The organism is Dongia sp. agr-C8 (assembly GCF_054658695.1).
The window spans coordinates 1,309,847-1,328,164 of record NZ_BAAGHZ010000002.1 but is presented as its reverse complement, the minus strand read 5'-3'; the positions used below and the strand labels follow the sequence as shown (position 1 = coordinate 1,328,164).

The 18,318-nt window shown below is 65.0% G+C and carries 22 protein-coding genes; 12 read left to right on the top strand and 10 right to left on the bottom strand.

Translation table 11 applies throughout. The annotated features are described in order from the left end of the window. Positions 1-4 precede the first annotated feature (4 nt). From ACYQ4T_RS13865 to ACYQ4T_RS13845, 5 genes are read right to left on the bottom strand one after another with little or no spacing between them, the layout of a single operon-like run. Positions 5-829 (bottom strand): ABC transporter permease, encoded by an 825-nt coding sequence (locus ACYQ4T_RS13865; RefSeq protein ID WP_459855028.1) that lies wholly within the window; start codon positions 827-829, stop codon positions 5-7. Then, a complete protein-coding gene (locus tag ACYQ4T_RS13860) occupies positions 826-1,593 on the bottom strand; it encodes an ABC transporter ATP-binding protein (RefSeq protein WP_459855025.1) in 768 nt (255 codons plus the stop codon). Before ACYQ4T_RS13860 ends, ACYQ4T_RS13865 begins: the two co-directional genes overlap by 4 nt. A 1-nt stretch (position 1,594) precedes the next feature. Continuing rightward, positions 1,595-2,560 carry a PQQ-dependent catabolism-associated beta-propeller protein gene (locus ACYQ4T_RS13855; RefSeq protein ID WP_459855022.1) on the bottom strand — a complete coding sequence of 322 codons (966 nt, stop codon included), beginning with the start codon at positions 2,558-2,560 and terminating at the stop codon, positions 1,595-1,597. Between the two features lie 51 nt (positions 2,561-2,611). Then, positions 2,612-3,850, bottom strand: a complete 1,239-nt coding sequence (locus tag ACYQ4T_RS13850) for an ABC transporter substrate-binding protein (RefSeq protein ID WP_459855020.1) — start codon at positions 3,848-3,850, stop codon at positions 2,612-2,614. Then, positions 3,847-4,245 carry a c-type cytochrome gene (locus ACYQ4T_RS13845; protein WP_459855017.1) on the bottom strand — a complete coding sequence of 133 codons (399 nt, stop codon included), beginning with the start codon at positions 4,243-4,245 and terminating at the stop codon, positions 3,847-3,849. The genes ACYQ4T_RS13850 and ACYQ4T_RS13845 overlap by 4 nt, the downstream gene beginning before the upstream one ends. 207 nt (positions 4,246-4,452) lie before the next feature. On the opposite strand from ACYQ4T_RS13845, the gene ACYQ4T_RS13840 reads away from it, so the two are divergent. Together ACYQ4T_RS13840 and ACYQ4T_RS13835 are read left to right on the top strand one after the other, a co-directional pair. Beyond that, positions 4,453-5,376, top strand: coding sequence for a quinoprotein relay system zinc metallohydrolase 2 (locus ACYQ4T_RS13840; RefSeq protein WP_459855014.1), 924 nt, complete (start codon positions 4,453-4,455; stop codon positions 5,374-5,376). Positions 5,377-5,421: 45 nt separating this feature from the next. Beyond that, positions 5,422-6,246, top strand: a complete 825-nt coding sequence (locus tag ACYQ4T_RS13835; RefSeq protein WP_459855011.1) for a quinoprotein dehydrogenase-associated SoxYZ-like carrier — start codon at positions 5,422-5,424, stop codon at positions 6,244-6,246. Between the two features lie 40 nt (positions 6,247-6,286). On the opposite strand, the gene ACYQ4T_RS13830 is transcribed toward ACYQ4T_RS13835, so the two are convergent. Beyond that, the gene (locus tag ACYQ4T_RS13830) at positions 6,287-6,634 is read right to left on the bottom strand and encodes a hypothetical protein (RefSeq protein WP_459855009.1); all 348 of its coding nucleotides are present in this window, start codon (positions 6,632-6,634) and stop codon (positions 6,287-6,289) included. 131 nt (positions 6,635-6,765) lie between these two features. On the opposite strand from ACYQ4T_RS13830, the gene ACYQ4T_RS13825 reads away from it, so the two are divergent. The 10 genes from ACYQ4T_RS13825 (at position 6,766) to ACYQ4T_RS13780 (ending at position 14,832) form a co-directional block, all read left to right on the top strand. Next, positions 6,766-7,221, top strand: coding sequence for a hypothetical protein (locus tag ACYQ4T_RS13825; RefSeq protein ID WP_459855007.1), 456 nt, complete (start codon positions 6,766-6,768; stop codon positions 7,219-7,221). Between the two features lie 206 nt (positions 7,222-7,427). After that, the gene (pqqA, locus tag ACYQ4T_RS13820; RefSeq protein ID WP_395015264.1) at positions 7,428-7,505 is read left to right on the top strand and encodes a pyrroloquinoline quinone precursor peptide PqqA; all 78 of its coding nucleotides are present in this window, start codon (positions 7,428-7,430) and stop codon (positions 7,503-7,505) included. A gap of 54 nt (positions 7,506-7,559) precedes the next feature. Further along, positions 7,560-8,480: a pyrroloquinoline quinone biosynthesis protein PqqB gene (gene pqqB / locus ACYQ4T_RS13815; RefSeq protein WP_459855005.1), complete on the top strand. Its 921-nt coding sequence runs from the start codon at positions 7,560-7,562 to the stop codon at positions 8,478-8,480. Continuing rightward, positions 8,477-9,211 carry a pyrroloquinoline-quinone synthase PqqC gene (gene pqqC, locus ACYQ4T_RS13810; RefSeq protein ID WP_459855002.1) on the top strand — a complete coding sequence of 245 codons (735 nt, stop codon included), beginning with the start codon at positions 8,477-8,479 and terminating at the stop codon, positions 9,209-9,211. The genes pqqB and pqqC overlap by 4 nt, the downstream gene beginning before the upstream one ends. After that, positions 9,208-9,492, top strand: coding sequence for a pyrroloquinoline quinone biosynthesis peptide chaperone PqqD (pqqD, locus tag ACYQ4T_RS13805; RefSeq protein ID WP_459854999.1), 285 nt, complete (start codon positions 9,208-9,210; stop codon positions 9,490-9,492). The genes pqqC and pqqD overlap by 4 nt, the downstream gene beginning before the upstream one ends. 8 nt (positions 9,493-9,500) lie before the next feature. Then, positions 9,501-10,661 carry a pyrroloquinoline quinone biosynthesis protein PqqE gene (pqqE, locus tag ACYQ4T_RS13800; protein WP_459854996.1) on the top strand — a complete coding sequence of 387 codons (1,161 nt, stop codon included), beginning with the start codon at positions 9,501-9,503 and terminating at the stop codon, positions 10,659-10,661. 403 nt (positions 10,662-11,064) lie between these two features. Beyond that, positions 11,065-12,816: a lanthanide-dependent methanol dehydrogenase XoxF5 gene (gene xoxF5, locus ACYQ4T_RS13795; protein ID WP_459854994.1), complete on the top strand. Its 1,752-nt coding sequence runs from the start codon at positions 11,065-11,067 to the stop codon at positions 12,814-12,816. 137 nt (positions 12,817-12,953) lie between these two features. Then, on the top strand, positions 12,954-13,451 hold the full coding sequence (locus ACYQ4T_RS13790; RefSeq protein WP_459854991.1) for a c-type cytochrome, methanol metabolism-related: 498 nt from the start codon (positions 12,954-12,956) through the stop codon (positions 13,449-13,451). A gap of 8 nt (positions 13,452-13,459) precedes the next feature. After that, a complete protein-coding gene (locus tag ACYQ4T_RS13785; protein WP_459854989.1) occupies positions 13,460-14,284 on the top strand; it encodes a substrate-binding domain-containing protein in 825 nt (274 codons plus the stop codon). Then, positions 14,281-14,832 carry a PQQ-dependent catabolism-associated CXXCW motif protein gene (locus ACYQ4T_RS13780; RefSeq protein ID WP_459854986.1) on the top strand — a complete coding sequence of 184 codons (552 nt, stop codon included), beginning with the start codon at positions 14,281-14,283 and terminating at the stop codon, positions 14,830-14,832. The genes ACYQ4T_RS13785 and ACYQ4T_RS13780 overlap by 4 nt, the downstream gene beginning before the upstream one ends. A gap of 30 nt (positions 14,833-14,862) precedes the next feature. Here ACYQ4T_RS13780 and ACYQ4T_RS13775 read toward each other — a convergent pair whose 3' ends face one another. Genes ACYQ4T_RS13775 through fghA form a run of 4 tightly spaced genes read right to left on the bottom strand, consistent with a single transcriptional unit; the run spans position 14,863 to position 18,318 of the window. After that, positions 14,863-15,642, bottom strand: a complete 780-nt coding sequence (locus ACYQ4T_RS13775; protein WP_459854984.1) for an ABC transporter ATP-binding protein — start codon at positions 15,640-15,642, stop codon at positions 14,863-14,865. Beyond that, positions 15,639-16,424 (bottom strand): ABC transporter permease, encoded by a 786-nt coding sequence (locus ACYQ4T_RS13770; protein WP_459854981.1) that lies wholly within the window; start codon positions 16,422-16,424, stop codon positions 15,639-15,641. The genes ACYQ4T_RS13775 and ACYQ4T_RS13770 overlap by 4 nt, the downstream gene beginning before the upstream one ends. Continuing rightward, positions 16,421-17,395 (bottom strand): ABC transporter substrate-binding protein, encoded by a 975-nt coding sequence (locus tag ACYQ4T_RS13765; RefSeq protein WP_459854979.1) that lies wholly within the window; start codon positions 17,393-17,395, stop codon positions 16,421-16,423. Before ACYQ4T_RS13765 ends, ACYQ4T_RS13770 begins: the two co-directional genes overlap by 4 nt. A 47-nt stretch (positions 17,396-17,442) precedes the next feature. Further along, positions 17,443-18,318, bottom strand: coding sequence for an S-formylglutathione hydrolase (gene fghA, locus ACYQ4T_RS13760; RefSeq protein ID WP_459854977.1), 876 nt, complete (start codon positions 18,316-18,318; stop codon positions 17,443-17,445).

Genomic DNA, 18,318 nt, shown 5'->3' with positions numbered 1-18,318 from the left:
GGCATCATGCGCCGGCACCGCCGGTGCGCACGCGGGCGATCAGGCCCTTGGCCGGATCGTAAGCGGCGATGGCGCCGCCCAGGAAGACGACCAGGAAGCCCGCCACCACGCCGGCATTCTGCAGCGCGGTCGCGTCGAACTTCACGTAGAGCAGGAAACGAACGAGCTCCACCGCGTAGGTGAAGGGATTGAAGGCGCAGATGTCGTGCAGCAACGGGCTCGCTTCCTCGACCTTCCACAGCGGATAGAGCGCCGACGAGGCGAAGAACATCGGGAAGATGATGAAGTTCATCACGCCGGCGAAATTCTCCAGCTGGCGGATCATCGAGGAGAGCAGCAGGCCGAGCGCGCCCAGCATCAGCCCGGAAAGGATCAGCGCCGGAATGACGGTGATGTAGCCCAAGGGCGGCAACTCGATGCCGTAAGCCCAGGCGATCAGCAGGAAGACGTAGATCTGCGGCAGCGAGAGCAGGGTGCCGGCGATCAGCTTGGAAATAAGCAGGAACCAGCGCGGCACCGGGCTGGTCAGCAGCACGCGCATGCTGCCCATCTCGCGGTCGTAGACCATCGAGAGCGAGCTCTGCATGCCGTTGAACAGCTGGATCATCGCGATCAGTCCAGGGATGATGTATTCGTCATAGAGGATATAGGTCTCATAAGGCGGCACGATCGAGACCCCGAGCACCGAGCGGAAGCCGGCGGCGAAGACGAAGAGCCAGATCAACGGCCGCACCAGGGCCGAGACGAAACGGCTGCGCTGCTGGATGAAGCGCAGGCCCTCGCGCCAGACGATGCCGATGAAGCAGCGGATCCAACCGCCTGCGGTCATGCTGCCTTCCCCTCGGTGATGCGCCGGAAGGCGTCGTTGAGGCTGGTGGCGCCGGCCGCGGCGATGATCTCGCGCGCCGGTCCCTGGTTCAGCACCTTGCCGCGGTGCAGGATCACGGTGCGGTCCTCGGGCTGCACCTCGTCGATGAGATGCGTCGCCCAGAACACGGTGAGGCCGCGGTCGCGCACCAGGCCGCGCACATCGGCCATGATGTCGGCGCGGCTCCGGATGTCGAGGCCGACGGTCGCTTCGTCGCAGAGCAGCAGATGCGGGTTGTGCAGCAGCGCGCGGGCGATCTCGACCCGCCGCGCCTCGCCGCCGGAGAAGCCGCGCACCTTGCGCTTGGCATGGTCGGCGAGCCCGACCCTCCCCAGCTCCTCGGCGATGCGCTTGCGCGCCTGAGCCCAGGGCATGCCGTGAAGCGCCGCGTGATACCAGAGGTTCTGGTTGGCGCTGAGATCGGGGTCGAGCGCGCGCTGCTGGAAGACGACGCCCAGTTGCGAGAGCGCCGCCGAGCTTTCCCGACGGAGATCGCGGCCGAAGATCCGGATCGAGCCCTGTTGGGCGGTGTAGAGCCGGGTCACCAGCGAGAACAGCGTGGTCTTGCCGGCGCCGTTCTGGCCGAGCAGCACCACGAACTGACCGGCCGGAACCGCGATGTTCACCTGGTCGAGAATCGTCTTGCCGCCGATCTTGTGCGACAGGCCTTCTATCGCCAAAGCGGCGACATCACCTTGAGCCGTGGTTTGTTCGGAGACCGTCATCTCACTTGATCGCGATGCCCCAGGGCAATTCGCCTACCGGGATCGATTTCAAGACCTTGAGCTTCTCCACGTCAATCACCGAGACGTCGTTGGATTCGCCGTTGGCGCTCAAGAGCATCTTGGCGTCCGGGGTCAAGGCGAGCTGCCAGACCCTTTGTCCGACCAGCAGGTAGTCCTTCACCTCGTAGGTCGCGGCGTCGATCACCGCGACGCGGTTGGCCGGGCCCAAGGCGACGAACACGGTCTTGCCGTCAGGCGTGATCGAGATGCCGACCGGCTGGATGGTTTCCTTGCGCAGGCCCTGGACCGCGAACTCGATCTTGTGCACGACCTTCCGGGTGGCGGTGTCGATGACGGCGACGGTGCCGCCCACTTCCGACGAGACCCAGACCTTGGACCCGTCCGGCGTGAAGCGGGCGAAGCGCGGCCGGGTGTCCACCAGCACGCTGTCCACGACTTCGAGCGAGGCGGTGTCGATGAAATGCGCCATGCTGGTGGTCTCGGAGGTATTCACCAGCCATTTGCCGTCGGGGCTGACGCCCATGCCCTCGGGCTCGGTGCCGACCGGGATCTCGGCGGCGACGTCGCCGCTGTCGGTATCGAGCACCGTCACCATGTTGTTGTCCTCGTTGGCGACGAACAGCGTCTTGCCGTCGGTGGACAAGGTGAAGAGCTCGGGGTCGGGGCCGCTGTTGAAGGTGCGGACCACCTTCAGCGTCTCGGTGTCGAGCACCTCGATATGGTCGGCGTCGCTGGTGCAGACATAGACCTGCTTATTGTCGCCGCTCATGATGATGCCGCGCGGCCGCTCGCCGACGTCGACGGTGGCGGTCACCGCCATCTTGTCGAGGTCGATGACGCTGACCGTGTTGCTCTTCTCGTTCGAGACATAGGCAGTGTAAGCCTCGGCACCCGATGCCGTCAGGAGCAGCCAGGCCATGGCCGTGGTGCCGAGCAGCGTCTTCATTTTTGTCCTCCCGTCAAAGCGGCTCCGGCGGCGGCTGGTCGCTTTTCTTGCTTATGGGTTCAGGTTGCATTGCGAGTCCGGCTGGTCGTAGCCGAGGGTGTCGAGCGGCGTGCGTTGGTGCAGGAACCCTTCCTGCGGCGAGACCGAGACCAGCATCAAGGGCGAGGCCAGGAGGATCGGCTCCCTGAGCTGCTGGTCCCAATGGCGGAAGGTGAGGCCCTGACCCTTGAAGGCGGCGAGCTCGAACTGGTCGGAGAGCATGTAGTCGCGCATCGCCTTGGGGTCGCCGGTGCTGATGCGGGTGACGCTCTCGCCGAAGGTCCGGGCGGCGGCCCAGCCGGCATAGTCGCGCTCCAGCATCGGCCGGCCGGCGAGCTTGATGAAGCGGCGCTGGATCTGGGTGGCGCCCCATTGCTCCTGGCTGCGATGCCAGGCGGTCGGCACCAGGCCTTGGGTGCCGACCACCGGGCGCGGATCCCAGGTGCGGTAGGGGAGATAGTCGCCGAACACCTCGCTCTCGTCGGCCACGATCATCACGTCGTAATCCGGCAGGCGCTGGGTCAGCTCGGTCATCTGCTTGCGGACCTGGGCCTGGCCGGTGTCGGTGCGCCGCGAGCCGGCGGTGAAGGCGTAGGTGCGCTCCTCGACGATCTTGCCGGCGAAGCGCTTGGCGGCGCGACGGATGGCATCGGCAAACAGCTTGTCGTCCGGGTTCGAGCCCTCGATCAGCACCCAGCGCATCCACTGCTTGCTGACCAGGTACTGGGCCAGCGCATCCGCCTTCATCGCCCGGTTGGGCATGATGTGGAAGACGTTGGCGCGGCAGTCGGTCACGCGCAGGCGGTCGTCCTGGGTGCGGATGTCCAGGATGACCGCGTCCTGCATCTCAGGAAAGCCGGCGAGCTCTAGCAGGCGGTCGGCGGTGAGGTCGGCGATGATGAGCTTGATGCCGGCGCCGGCAAGCTCCTGTGCTGCCGCATGCAGATCGCCGCCCTGCGCGATGACCTTCTCGGTCAACGTGTAGTCCTGCTTCAGGAACTTGCCGGTGGTGTTGTTGTCCTCAAGGCCGAGCTTGATCCCGGCCAGCCCCTTGTCCTTGGGCACGGCCTCGATCAGCGAGAGCGGATCCGGTTCCGGGATCGCCTCGCTGATATAGCCGATGGCTATCTTCAGCGGGGTCGTGTCAGCGCAGGCGTCGTTGCCACCGGTCGAGACGATCGAGATGAAGAATGCCAGAAGTGCAACGAAGCCGGCGCCGATTCCGCGAGGGAGCGCGGCGCCTCCCGTCATTGCGTCGCCTGCTTCAGGTAGGCGATGAGGTTCTCCCGGTCGTCTTCCTTGGGCAAGCCGGGGAAGGCCATCTTGTTGCCGGGAACGTCCTTCTTGGGATTGGTGAGGTACTTGTCGAGCTCGGCCTCGTTCCAGGTGATGCCGGCGTTCTTCATCGCGTCGGAATAGGTGAAGCCCTCGACCGAGCCGGATTTGCGGCCGAACAGGCCATGCAGCGAGGGGCCGACCTTGTTCTTGCCGGCTTCGACCGTGTGGCAGGCGGCGCATTTCGCGAAGACCTTCTTGCCCTTCTCGGCATCGCCGTCGGCGCGGGACGCCGAGCCGGCCAAGGTGACGAAGGCCGCGGCGGCGAGAATGGTGAGGCCGAAGCGCGCGGCCGCGATGGAATGACGCATGAAACTCTCCCAGTTGTGGTCTTAGGTGGCAGGCGGACGGCATGCTGCCGTGCCGGCGAAGAATCGCCAAGTCCTCTTTCGTACAATTCCAAAGAGAGTAGAAATCGCCCGGAAGCCGGGCAAGGGGCTGGCAACGAGGTCCGACTAAAGTAGTAGCAAGAATCAGTGACTTGACGGGGCCGCCGGGGCTGGCAGGCTCGGACGCGCATGCGCGCCCTGGCTTTCATTGTCATTCTGCTTGCCGCTTTCGGATCGCCCACCCGGGCGGAGGCGCTGAAGCCCTTGCGGGTGGAGCAAGTGGCGCCCGGTGTCTACGTCCACCACGGCCTGCATGAAGAGGCGAGCGTCGCCAACCAGGGCGGCATCGCCAATATCGGGTTTGTGATCGGCGACGCCGCGGTCGCGGTGATCGACAGCGGCGGCAGCCCGATGGAGGGCAAGGCGCTGCTGGCGGCGATCCGCCAGGTGACGCAATTGCCGGTCCGATACGTGATTAACACGCATTTCCATCCCGATCATGTGCTGGGCAATGCTGCATTCCTGGGGGAACACGCGGAATTCATCGGCCACAAGAACCTGCCGATGGGGCTGATGGCGCGGCGCGACAGCTATGTCGCGGCTTACGAGTCCGTATTCGGCGCAAATGCCGCGCAGGACGCGATCGTGGTGCCGTCTCATCTCGTGAGTGGCACGGAGACGGTCGATCTCGGGCAGCGGCGGCTGGAAATCCGGGCTTTTCCGACTGCGCATACCGACAGCGATCTCGTGGTGATCGACCAGACTTCGCAGACGCTGTTCGCCGGCGATCTGGTCTTCCTGGAGCGGACGCCGGCGATCGACGGTTCGATTCTCGGCTGGCTGAAGGCGATCGAGGCCCTGCGCGGCATCCCGGCGGCCCGGGTGGTTCCGGGCCATGGACCGGTGACCGCGCCCTGGCCGGCGGCCCTGGATCCGGAGCAGGCCTATTTCGAGCTGCTGGCGCGCGATATCCGCAAGCTTCTGGCCGAGGGCGGCAGCCTGCAGCAGGCGACCGACAGGATCGGCTTTTCGGAAAGCGGGCACTGGCTGCTGTTCGATTCCTATAATGCGCGCAATGTGACCGCGGCGTATACTGAACTGGAATGGGAATAGGGCCGCCGCTTGGGCAGGCCCACCCTGGAATGGGAGATCACCCCCATGCATACCCCTAAGCAGCTCACCTTCAAGCGGCGTACCTTTCTCGGCACCATGCTTTCGACCGGCCTGCTCGCCTTGGCCGGCAGAGCGCAGGCCTATGACGATCCCTGGCCGGATCTGCAGGAGGCCCTGTTCCCGGGCAAGACGCTCGACGACGGCGCGGGCTTCATCACGATCACCGCGCCAGAACGCGCCTACGACGCCGCGACGGTGCCAATCTCGATCGACTTCGACGCCGCCAAGATGCAGGGCATCGCGGTGAAGGCCATGACCCTGATCGTGGACAAGAACCCGGCGCCGGTCGCGGCGGTGTTCCACTACCCCGACGACACGGTCAATCCGTCGATCGGCACCCGCATCCGGGTCAACGAATACACCAACATCCACGCGGTGGTGGAAGCCGCCGACGGCCGCATGTTCCTGGCGAAGGTGTTCGTCAAGGCGGCGGGCGGCTGCTCGGCGCCGGCCTCGAAGAGCGTCGCCGACGCGGCGGAGCATCTCGGCGACCTGAAGCTCAAGGTGCCGAAGGAAGCCGCGGCCGAGAAGCCGTCGAAGCTCGAGCTGCTGATCCGGCATCCGAACTTCACCGGCATGCAGATGGATCAGGTCACGCGCAATTACGTGCCCGCCGATTTCGTGCAGAAGGTCGACATCACCCATGATGGCAAGCCGGTGCTCTCGATCGAGGGCAACATCTCCTTGAGCGAGAATCCGGCCTTCGAGTTCTGGCTGAAGCCGAAGACCCAGGGCGTGCTGCGGGTCAGCGCGGAAGACTCGAGCGGGCGGAAGTTCGAGCGGGTCTGGATGGTGCCCGCGACTTCCTGAAGGGCAACCTCCTAAGGTTGGTCATTTGAGCGAGCCGGCGTCAGAAGCAGCGGAAATCGGCCTCGATCTGCGCCAGGCGCAGCTGCTTCACGATCTCGTCCAGCATCGTCATGCTGCGGAACACCGCCGTGGCGTCGCCCGCCACCTGCCGCATCTGCAGGATGGTCGAGGCCTTCTCGTAGGTGTCGTAGGGCACGATCGAGGAGACCGCGTCGATCGAACAGGAACAGCGGCGCAGCATGTCCTGGGTCTGGCCGTTGCTGGCCAGGCAGCCGATCACGTAGTCGGCGACGACCTCGGTCGGGTAGTTGTTGGCCGCCGAGGCGGGACCGGGACCGGAAGCGATTATTGCAGTAGCCGCCGCCGTCGCAACCAGAATGCGCCTCATGCTTCGAACTCCCTTCGGCAATTTGCGCAGCACATCACAGGAAGCGGAACACGGTCAATCATCCTTCTCGGTGAGGGCATCCTTCTCGGTGAGGGCATCCTTCTCGGTGAGTGCGAGGCGGGTGCGGCCGAATGATCCTTTCCCCGAAACTAATCGCATCGCTGCTGGTCTCGATCTCGCAGATGACCGGCTATTCGATTCCCGGCGAGCCGCCGCGCATCCGGCCGATGTCGCATGCGCAGCTGGCCGACGAGGTCTGCGGCAAGCCTTGCGGTGTCGTCGCCTTCACCACGCCGACCGGCGAAGTGCTGATCGACGAATCGCTGATGATCGGCCGCGACCCGGCCGCGACCAGCATCCTGGTGCATGAGCTCACGCACTTCCTGCAGGTCAAGAGCGAGGTGATGCCGGTGGCGCTCACTTGCGATCTTTGGAGCGCGCGCGAGCGCGAGGCCTATGACGTTCAGTATCGCTGGCTGCGGATGCAGGCGCCGAACATCCGCGTCTATAGCTTCGAGGCACGGCGGCTGAATGACCCGATCCTGCCGGGCTGCCCGGATATTCGCCCGCTGCCGACCGGCGGCTGATGGCGGCGTATGTTGCGATGCGGCATGTCGGGAAAATTTCCCGGAGATTATGAAAGATCAGGGATTTCGGACTAAAGGATGACTATGCAGCGGGTGATTCGGACGCCGGAACGATTGTAACGATTCCAAATTACCGATAGCATCACCTTCAGTCGGCCCAGCCGGCTGCTAACACGGCTTCTGCAACCTCGAACGGGAGGACGATCATGAAGAAGTGGAAATCACCGCGCGTTTGCGAAATCTGCGTCGGCATGGAAATCAACAGCTACGCCAGCGCCTCGTAACGCCGTCTTTCGTCGTGCGGTGAGCCAGCGCTAGCTGCAACCGGGGCTTATGCCATGGAAGTGGTGGTGCTTGGCTCAGCCGCCGGCGGAGGATTTCCCCAGTGGAACTGCAACGCGCCTCTGAGCAAGGCGGCGCGCGACGGATCGATCAAGACAAAATGGCGAACGCAAGCGTCGATCGCGGTTTCCGCGGACGGCGAGCGTTGGCTTTTGATCAACGCCTCGCCGGATCTCCGCCAGCAGCTGATGCAGACGAATGTTCTCTGGCCGCGTAAGTCGCCGCGGCATTCGCCGATCGACGCCGTCCTCCTGACCAGCGGGGAGATCGACCATGTGGCGGGCTTGCTGTCCCTGCGCGAGAGCCAGGCCTTCACGCTCTGGGCCACGCCGCGAATCCTCGAGATCCTGGGCGAGAACTCGATCTTCGGCGCGCTCAACCCGGACTATGTCGCGCGCAAGAGCTTTCCGCTCGGCACCGCGTTCGAGCCCAGCGGCGCGCAAGGGCCATTGGGCTTCACCATCGAGGCCTTCCCGGTGCCCGGCAAAGTGCCGCTGTTCCTGGAATCCCGCAACCAGGGCAATCTCGGCGGGATGCCGGAAGAGACCGTGGGCCTCGAGGTTACCGCCAGAGACGGCGCGCGTTTCCACTACATTCCCGGCTGTGCGCGCATGACGCCGGAGCTGAGGACGCGCCTCAAGGGCTCGGCGCTGGTCTTCTTCGACGGCACGCTGTGGCAGAACAACGAGATGATCGACCTCGGCATCGGCCAAAAGACCGGTGCGCGCATGGGTCACATGAACATCAGCGGTGCGGATGGTACGATCGCGGCGTTCGCCGATCTCGACGTGAAGCGCAAGCTCTTCATCCACGTCAACACGACCAATCCGGTGCTTGACGAAGGCTCGCCCGAACGTGCTGAAATCAGAGCGAAGGGTTGGGACGTGGCCGAAGACGGGATGAGGATACAACTATGAGCGAATTGCTGAGCCCTGAAGGCCTGGAAGCCGCGCTGCGCGAGATCGGCCGCACGCGCTACCACAACAACCATCCGTTCCACGGCCTGCTGCACAGCGGCAAGCTGAACAAGGGGCAGGTCCAGGCCTGGGCGCTCAATCGCTACTACTACCAGTCCATCATTCCGATGAAGGACGCGGCGATTCTGGCGCGCTCGAGCGATTCCGAGTTCCGCCGCGCCTGGCGCCAGCGGATCATCGACCACGACGGCACCGACGAGGCGCCGGACGGCGGGATCGAGCGCTGGCTCGGGCTGACCGATGCGCTGGGGATCGACCGCGGCTACGTGACCTCGGGGGCGGGATTGCTGCCGGGCACGCGCTTCGCGGTCGAGGCCTACCTGCATTTCGTCAGCGAGCGCAGCCTGCTGGAGGCGGTGGCTTCATCGCTGACCGAGATGTTCGCGCCGACCATTATCACCGAGCGCGTCTCCGGCATGCTGAAGAGCTACAGCTTCGTCGATGCGAAGGCGCTGAGTTACTTCGACAAGCGGCTCTACCAGGCGCCGCGGGACGCGAATTTCGCCCTCGACTATGTGAAGCGCGAGGCGCGTCTCCCCTATCTGCAGCAGCAGGTCCTCAAGGCACTGGAATTCAAGTGCGACGTGCTGTGGTCCCAACTGGACGCGCTCTACTACGCCTATGTCACGCCGGGCAACATTCCGCCGGGCGCCTTCAGGCCTGAAGCATGACCGTCATGGCGCTCGATCTCGACTCCCGTCCGAGATTGGCGCCCGGCGTGCGGCTGAAATACGACGAGGCGCGCGCCTGCTGGGTGGTCCTGGCGCCCGAGCGGGTGCTGATGCCGGATGAGACGGCGCTGGAAGTGCTTCAGCGCCTGGACGGGCAGAAGACCATCGACGCCCTGGTGGGCGAACTCGCCACCGCCTACGAGGCCGATCGCGGCGAGATCCTGGCGGATGTGACCGAGCTGTTGAACGGATTGCTGGAGAAGCGGGTGCTGGCGCTGTGAACGCCCCAATGGATCAAAGAGGGTCGAAGAAACTGCCGCCGCCGATGGCGGTGCTGCTCGAGCTGACACACCGCTGTCCGCTGCAGTGCCCCTATTGCTCGAACCCGCTGCAGATGGACCAGGTGAAGAGCGAGCTCTCCACCGACGAATGGAAGTCGGTGCTGGACCAGGCGGCGAAGCTCGGCGTGTTGCAAGTGCATTTCTCCGGCGGCGAGCCGACCGTGCGGCAGGACCTGGCCGAGCTCATCCGCCACGCGCGGGAGGTCGGGCTCTACACCAATCTCATCACCTCGGGGGTCGCAGCCAACAAGGGGCGGTTCGACGAATTCGTCGCGGCCGGGCTCGACCATGTGCAGCTCTCGATCCAGGATTCCGACGCCGCGACCGCGGAGAAGATCGGCAATTACGCCGGCGCCCAGGAAAAGAAGCTCGCCTTTGCGAAATGGGTGCGCGAGGCCGGGCTGCCCCTGACCCTCAACGCGGTCGTCAACCGGCATAACATCGATCGCGTGGGCGAGATGATCGATCTCGCGGTTTCGCTGGACGCGCACCGGGTCGAGATCGCGAACGTCCAGTACTATGGCTGGGCAGTGAAGAATCTCGCGGCGCTGATGCCGCGCTTCGACCAGTTCGAGAGCTCGATGGCAGTCGTCGAGGCGGCCAAGCAGCGCCTGAAAGGCAGGATCGTCATCGACTACGTGGTGCCGGACTACTACGCGCGGGTGCCGAAGGCCTGCATGAACGGCTGGGGCCAGCGCTTCATGAACGTGACGCCGGCCGGCAAGGTGCTGCCCTGCCACGCGGCCGAGACGATTCCGAATCTGAAATTCGATACCGTGCGCGAGCGGCCGTTGGCGGAGATCTGGGCGAATTCCTCGGCCTTCGAGGCCTATCGCGGCACCGAGTGGATGCCCGCGCTGTGCAAGAGCTGCGACCAGCGCGACATCGACTGGGGCGGCTGCCGCTGCCAGGCGATGGCCTTGACCGGATCCGCGGCTGAAGCCGACCCCGCCTGCGGGCTGTCGCCCTGGCATGCAAAGCTGCGCGGCATGGCGGAGGCGGCTTCGCATGCCGCCGCGCCCGACTTCGAGTATCGCCGCATCACGCCGCGCAAAGATTCTTCTCCCGAGGGGACGAAGTTCGACTCTCCCGAACCCGCCGTCGGTTAACGCGACGATCCATCTTCATCTTTGAATTTGTGTCGCGCGCGCTGATGAAACGCGTGCCTTTTTCATGCCTTGGTGCAATGCCAAAGGCCCGGCTCGTACCAAAGAACAATGGGTTTCGGCCCTTCTTTGATTGACGGCAAATGGTCGCAGGTCCCACTCTGTTCGTGGCTGTCGTTGTCTGCTGAGTGTCAGACGAATGTCTGAGCCGGCTCCGATCGAGAGACCGTTTCGCGACGTCGGGGCCGCGATCCAAAAGAGCTCAGAACAGCGATCGACGATGGTGACTGCGTTGGCTCCGGCATGTCAGGGAACGCGCCGGTGCATCTGTGCCGTACAATTGTGGGAGGACACGATGGCAAAGAGAATGCCCGCTTCACGACTTTTACTGGGGCTGGCGGGGGTGATGACGTTGTGGACCGGGGCCGCCCTGGCGAACGACGAACTGGCGAAGATGCAGCAGGATCCGAAGCAATGGGTCATGCCGCTCGGCAACTACTGGAGCCAGCGCTACAGCGCCCTCGATCAAATCACCAACAAGAACGTCAAGAATCTGCAGGTTGCCTGGACCTTCTCGACCGGCGTGTTGCGCGGTCACGAGGGCGGTCCGCTGGTGATCGGCAACATGATGTATGTCCATGCGCCGTTCCCCAACACGGTCTTCGCGCTTGATCTTTCCAAGGGCGGGCAGATCGTCTGGAAATACGAACCCAAGCAGGACCCGAACGTCATCCCCGTCATGTGCTGCGACACGGTCAACCGTGGCGTTGCCTATGGCGACGGCATGATCTTCCTCCACCAGGCGGATACCAACCTGGTCGCGCTCGATGCGAAGACCGGCAAGGAAATCTGGAAGGTGGCGGACGGCGATCCGGCCAAGGGCGAAACCGGCACCTCCGCGCCGATGGTGATCAAGAACCTGGTTCTGGTCGGCACCTCGGGCGGCGAGTTCGGTGTGCGTGGCCATGTCACAGCCTATGACAGCAAGACCGGCAAGCAGGTCTGGCGCGGCTACTCCATGGGCCCCGATGCCGACACGTTGATGGATCCGGAAAAGACGACCGAGCTCGGCAAGCCGGTCGGCAAGGATTCCGGCATCAGCACCTGGCAAGGCGACCAGTGGAAGATCGGCGGCGGCACCACCTGGGGCTGGATGTCCTATGACGCCGAGACCAACCTGGTCTACTACGGCTCCGGCAACCCCTCGACCTGGAACCCGGTGCAGCGTCCGGGCGACAACAAGTGGTCGATGACCATCTTCGCGCGCGATGCCGACACCGGCATGACGAAGTGGGTCTACCAGATGACGCCGCACGACGAGTGGGACTATGACGGCGTCAACGAAATGATCCTCGCCGACATCAAGGTCGGCGGCAAGGATCGCAAGGCGCTGGTCCACTTCGACCGCAACGGCTTCGGCTATACCCTCGACCGCGTGACCGGCGAACTGCTGGTGGCCGAGAAGTATGACCCGGCCGTGAACTGGGCGACCAAGGTCGACCTGAAGACCGGCAAGCCGGAGCGGGTGAAGGAATTCTCCACCGAAGCCGGTGGCGAAGACACCAACACCCAGAACATCTGCCCGGCGGCCCTCGGCTCCAAGGACCAGCAGCCTGCGGCGTTCTCGCCGAAGTCCGGCTTGTTCTACGTGCCGACCAACCATGTCTGCATGGACTATGAGCCGTACAAGATCGCCTACACCGCGGGCCAGCCGTATGTGGGCGCGACCTTGAGCATGTACCCGCCGAAGGGCGAGGAGAATCTCGGCAACTTCATCGCTTGGGATGCCGGTACCGGCAAGATCAAGTGGTCGCTGCCCGAGCAGTTCTCGGTCTGGAGCGGTGCTCTGGCGACGGCCGGCGACGTGGTGTTCTACGGCACGCTGGAAGGCTACCTGAAGGCGGTCGATGCCTCGACGGGCAAGGAACTCTACAAGTTCAAGACCCCGTCCGGGATCATCGGCAACGTCAACACCTACGAGCATGACGGCAAGCAGTACATTGCCGTGTACTCGGGTGTCGGCGGCTGGGCCGGCATCGGCATGGCCGCGGGCCTGACCGGTGACCAGGAAGGTCTGGGTGCGGTGGGTGCCTACAAGGCCCTGTCGTCCTACACCGCCCTGGGCGGCACCATGACCGTGTTCAAGCTCCCTGACTAACCCGCTTGCGCAGCGGCGGGAAGGTGGCAGCGATGCCGCCTTCCCGCCGGCCTTTTTTTCCGGCACAAGCGAATTTGAAGCACGGACCTGCTTACGACGCGTATAATCCACCCGCTCAACTTGGGAGTTGCTGAAGAATGCTCTCGCGTGGCTTTCGGCTGTTCGTCCTCGGCTCAGCCTTCGTTCTCTCGCTCTTTCTGATCACGGCTGATCGCAGCCAGGCGCAGGACAATGCCGCCGCCGCCGAAGAGAAGCCTTACAAGGTCGATCCCGACGGGACGGTCGATTGGCCGAGCTTCAGCGGCTTCCGCCGCTTCAACAGCGAATGCTTCGTCTGCCATGGCCCGGACGGGGTCGGCAGCACCTTCGCGCCGGCGCTGATCGATTCGCTGAAGACCATGACCTACGAGCAGTTCCTCGAGACCGTGACCAACGGCAAGCAGGAAGTGAATACCGCGGTCCAGAAGAAGATGCCGGCCTTCGGCACCAACCCGAACGTCATGTGCTATCTGGACGACATCTACGCCTATCTGAAGGCGCGATCCGACGGCGCCATCGGCCGCGGTCGCCCGGCCAAGAAGCACGAGAAGTCGCCGGAATGGGTCGAGGCCGAGAAAGCCTGCATGGGCAACTAGGATTGATCATGGCGCTGCGGGCAAAAGGCATCGCGGCAGGGCTCCTGCTCGGAACGCTGTGCCTAGCGCCGGCTAAGGCGGACGATCACCCGGAAGCGGTCGATCGCTCCGCCTTTCGCGTCTGTTCGGACCCCGCGAACCTGCCCTTCTCCAACGACAAGGGCGAGGGCTTCGAGAACAAGATCGCCGAGCTGCTGGCCAAGAAGCTCAATGTTCCGCTCAAATACACCTGGTATCCGAACTCGATCGGGTTCCTGCGCAATACGCTGCGGGTGCGCCGCTGCGACGTGGTGATGGGAATCGTCACCGGCGCCGAGATGGTGCAGACCACCAATCCCTATTACCGCTCGGCCTACGTGATGGTGACCCGCAAGGCCGACAACATCGCCGCCGACAAGATCGAGGATCCGGCGCTGAAGGATCTCAAGATCGGCCTCAACGCCGGCGCGCCGCCGGCCGATGTGGTGGCGAAGAGCGGGCTCGCCTCGCATATCCGGCCCTACGATCTCTATGTGGACACGCGGGTGCAGTCGCCGGGCAAGGACATGATCAACGATCTCCTCAAGAAGGAGATCGACGTGGCGCTGCTCTGGGGGCCGATCGCCGGCTACTACGCGGCGCAGCATGGCGACGAACTCAAGGTGACGCCGCTGCTGAACGAGTCCAAGAAGACGCGGATGGAGTTCTACATCACGCTCGCGGTCCGCCCGGGCGAGAACAAGTGGAAGAACGACCTCAATACCCTGCTGCGCGACAACAAGGCCGAGATCGACCAGATCCTGCGCGACTATCACGTGCCCACCTTGAACGCGCGCGGCGAGCTGATCCAATGACAGCCCGGGCCGCCTGGGTCGGGCTTTTGATCCTGGGGCTCGGCTTCGCCGGGCCGGTCTGCGCCGAGGTGCCGGAGCCGGCCGATTATCGCCGGGGCGACTACCGGGCCGAAGTGCCGGCGACCTTGAAAGGCGCCACGGTGGTCGACGCGAAGCAGGTCCACGACATGATGGCCGGCGAGGCCGTCGTGGTAATCGACGTCCTGCCGCAGCCGCCGCGTCCGGCGGAACTGCCGGCGTCGACGCTCTGGCACCCGCCGGCCCGCCACGACATCCCAGGCTCGATCTGGCTCGCCAATGTCGGCTTTGGCGGGCTGTCGGCGGAGATGGATACGTACTTCCGCAAGGCGCTCGAGGGCCTGTCGTTCGGTCGGAAGGACCGCAAGCTGGTCTTCTACTGCGAAGCCAGCTGCTGGATGTCCTGGAACGCCGCCAAGCGCGCGGTGGAATACGGCTATACCGCGGTCTACTGGTTCCCCGGCGGCATGCAGGCCTGGACCGAAGCGGGATATGCTACGCTGCTCAATGCACCGGTGCCGGTGAAGTAGCGTCGGTTCTGCGCAGTCTCGCGCGAGAGATCAGATCGTCAGCAGCCTGAGCCCGGCATTGCCGGCGCGGAGCTCCGCGTCGCCGTCCGGCGCGGGCGGGGGCGCCGGCCAGTCCCGTGCCAGGGCGCGCAGCTCGCCCAGGAGCGCGGCCTCGGCGGGGTCGGTCATCTGGCGGGGATGAGGCAGGGGGATCGCCCGGTCGAGGGCGATGCGGCCGGTTTCCGGTTCCAGCGCGATCACCCGGCTGGAGAGCTCGATCGCTTCCGCGAAATCATGGGTCACCATGACGACGCTGGACCGCTGCGCCTCCCAGAAGGCCACCAGACGCGCGCGGAGGCGCTCGGCTCTGGTGCTGTCGAGGGAGATCAGCGGCTCGTCCAGGAGCAGCAGATCCGGTTTGGCGAGCAAGGCGCGGGCGAGGGCGGCGCGCCGCTGCATGCCGCCGGAAAGCTGGCGCGGCAGGGCATCTGCGGAGCCCTGGAGTTCGACCAGGTCGAGCAGGGCCAGGGCCTCGCTCCGGGCGCTGGGCTCCGCGATCAGCAGCAGGTTGTCGATGATGCTGAGCCAGGGGACCAGGCGCGGTTCCTGGAACACCATGCCGATCTTCGGCCGGCGACCTTCGGGCCAGGCGACGCGGCCCTGGAAGCCGCGGTCCAGCCCGGCGATGATCCGCAGCAAGGTGGTCTTGCCGACGCCCGAGGGGCCGACCACGGTCACGAAGGCGCCGGGCTCGACGCTGAGCGAGATGTCCTGCAGGACGGTCTTTTCCCCGAAGCGGCGGGTGATGTCTTCGAGCCGGAAGCCGATCATGCGGCCCGCCAGCGTCCGGTCCGGCGCTCGATCGGCTGGACGATGAAGGTCTCGATCGCCAGCACGACCGCGATGAAGGCCAGCGAATAGGCCAGGATGCCGGCGATATCGAAGTAGTTGAAGAAGGTGCGGATCTGGAAGCCGATGCCGTTCGGCCGGCCTAAGAGCTCGACCACCAGCACGATCTTCCAGGTCAGCGCCAGGCCCGCCCGCGCCGAGGCGATGAAGCTCGGCGCCAGCTGCGGGAGGACCACGTAACGCAGCACCTTCCAGCGCGAGACGCCGAACACCTCGGTGGTTTCGAGGAGCTGCCGGTCGAGCGCCCGGGCGCCTTCGCGCATGATGGCGGCGACGGTCGGCGCCTTGTTGATGGTGACGGCGAGGATGGCGGCGACTTCGGTAAGGCCGAACCAGACATAGCAGAGCACGATCGTGACCAGCGCCGGCATGTTGAGCGCGATCGACAGCCAGCCGCCGAAGATCGCATCCGCCGGCTGCGAGCGGCCGAGCGCGATGCCGATCGCGCTGCCGATCACCATGGCGAAGCCGAAGGCGACGACGACCCGCGCCAGCGTCACGCCCAGGCTGAACAGAAGATCGCCCGACATCAGGTGCCGGTACCCGGTTTCCAGGGTCGCCCAAGGTGTGGGAAACAGCGCCGGGTCGGCGATCAGCATGGCCGAGACCTGCCAGAGCACCAGCAGCGCGATCAAGGAGGGCAGCTTGAGCCGGAGCCAATCCGGTCTCTGGCGCGGCACGGCGAGTGCTGCGGCCAGCTTCATGGACGGTAGGCGGGATAGAAGGTGCCGTCCGGCAGGCGGTCCAGGCCGGCGACCGCTTCCTGGTCGATGCTGCGCATCAGGTCGAAGGCCTCCGCGGCGGCGGTGACGTCGGCTTCGCTATAGCCCTCGGGGATGCCCTCCCGATAGCCGGCCTTCAGAATCTCGAACAGGCTGTCGCTCTCGGCATCCATCTTCGGCCGCAGCTGTTGCCAGACCGCGTCGTCGGTCTTCATCACCTGCTTGGCCTCATAGGAGGCGTCGATCAGGCCCTTGGCGAGGTCGGGGTTGTCCTTGGCCCATTTCTCGCTGAACACCCAGCCGAGCAGCGGCGGCGAGGTCTTGATGCCGAGCGCGGGCAGGATCTCGCCGATGGTGATCAGCGGCACCATGCCCTTCTCCTTCAGGCGCGCGTTGAAGTTCCAGAAGTTGAGCACGCCGTCGAGCTTCCCCCGCAGCATCAGTTCGTTCAGCATCGGCGGTGCGGCGAATTGCGCATCGACCGCTTTGCCGATCTCCATGCCCGCCGTCTTCTGCGCATAGGCCTGCAGCAGCACCCAGCTCTTGTCGCTGGCGCCGCCGGCGATGCCAAGGCGCTTGCCCTTCAAGTCGCCCAAGCTCTTGTAGCCCTTGGCGGGATCGACCATCAGGGCGCCAACCGAGCGCGAGAAGGGCACGAAGGTGAAGTCGCGGCCGAGCGAGCGCTGCTTGGCCACCCAGATCCAGTCGGTGACGATGGCATCGACCTCGCCGGAGAGCAGCGCCACGCTGGTGGCATCCTTGTCGGCCAGCACCACCGGTTTCAGGGTGAAGCCGTGCTTCTGGTCGATGCCGCCCCGGATGACGCCGAGCTCCCAGTTGACCGTGCCGAATTGCAGTGTGCCGACGCGCACCTCGGGCGCGGCCTGCGCCGTTCCGAAGGAAAGGGCGATCAGCGAGAACGCGGCAAGAAGTAGGGAAAAGAGCCTGGCCATTCCGCCTCCACTCCGCCTGTTAAGCCCACCAGGCTCGCCGCGGCCCGCTAGCGATGCAATGCGGCGGCGTGTCGCTTCAGATGATCGGCCATGAAGCTCTGGATGAAGTAGTAGTTGTGGCTGTAGCCGGGATGGAGGCGGAGCTCCACCGGCTGGCCGACCTTCACCGCCGCCTTCTCGAACAGATTGGGATGCAGCTGCTCGGTCAGGAACTCGTCGTCGAGCCCCTGGTCGATCAGGATCTCGGAATGGAACGGCTGGTTCTGCACCAGCTCGGTCGCGTCATAGGCGCGCCAGGAGGCCTTGTCCGAGCCGAGATAGCCGCTGAACGCCTTGTTGCCCCAGGGACACTGGGTCGGCGCGCAGATCGGCGCGAAGGCTGAGACCGAGCGATAGCGCTTCGGGTTGCGGAGCGCCGAGACCAGCGCGCCATGGCCGCCCATCGAATGGCCGAAGATCGACTGCCGCTCCGGATCGACCGAGAAGCCGTTGGCGATCACCTCGGGCAGCTCGTGGTTGACGTAGGAGTACATCCGCCAGTGCTTGGCCCAGGGCTGCTCGGTCGCGTCGACGTAAAAGCCGGCGCCGATACCGAAATCCCAGTGGTCCGCCTGGCCCGGGAAGTCGGTGCCGCGCGGGCTGGTATCCGGCGTCACCAGCGCAATGCCGAGCTCCGCGGCGAGGCGCTGGGCGCCGGCCTTGATGGCGAAGGTCTCTTCGTTGCAGGTCAAGCCCGCGAGATAGGTCAACACCGGCACGCGCTCGGTCTCCGCCTGCGGCGGCAGATAGACGCCGAACCGCATGGGGAGGCCGATCTCGCGCGACTGGTGACGGTAGTAGCCCTGCCAGCCGCCGAAGCAACGGTGCCGAGAGAGTGTCTCCAATGCCGGTGCCGTGGCGGTCTGTACGAAACTCTGTGCCAT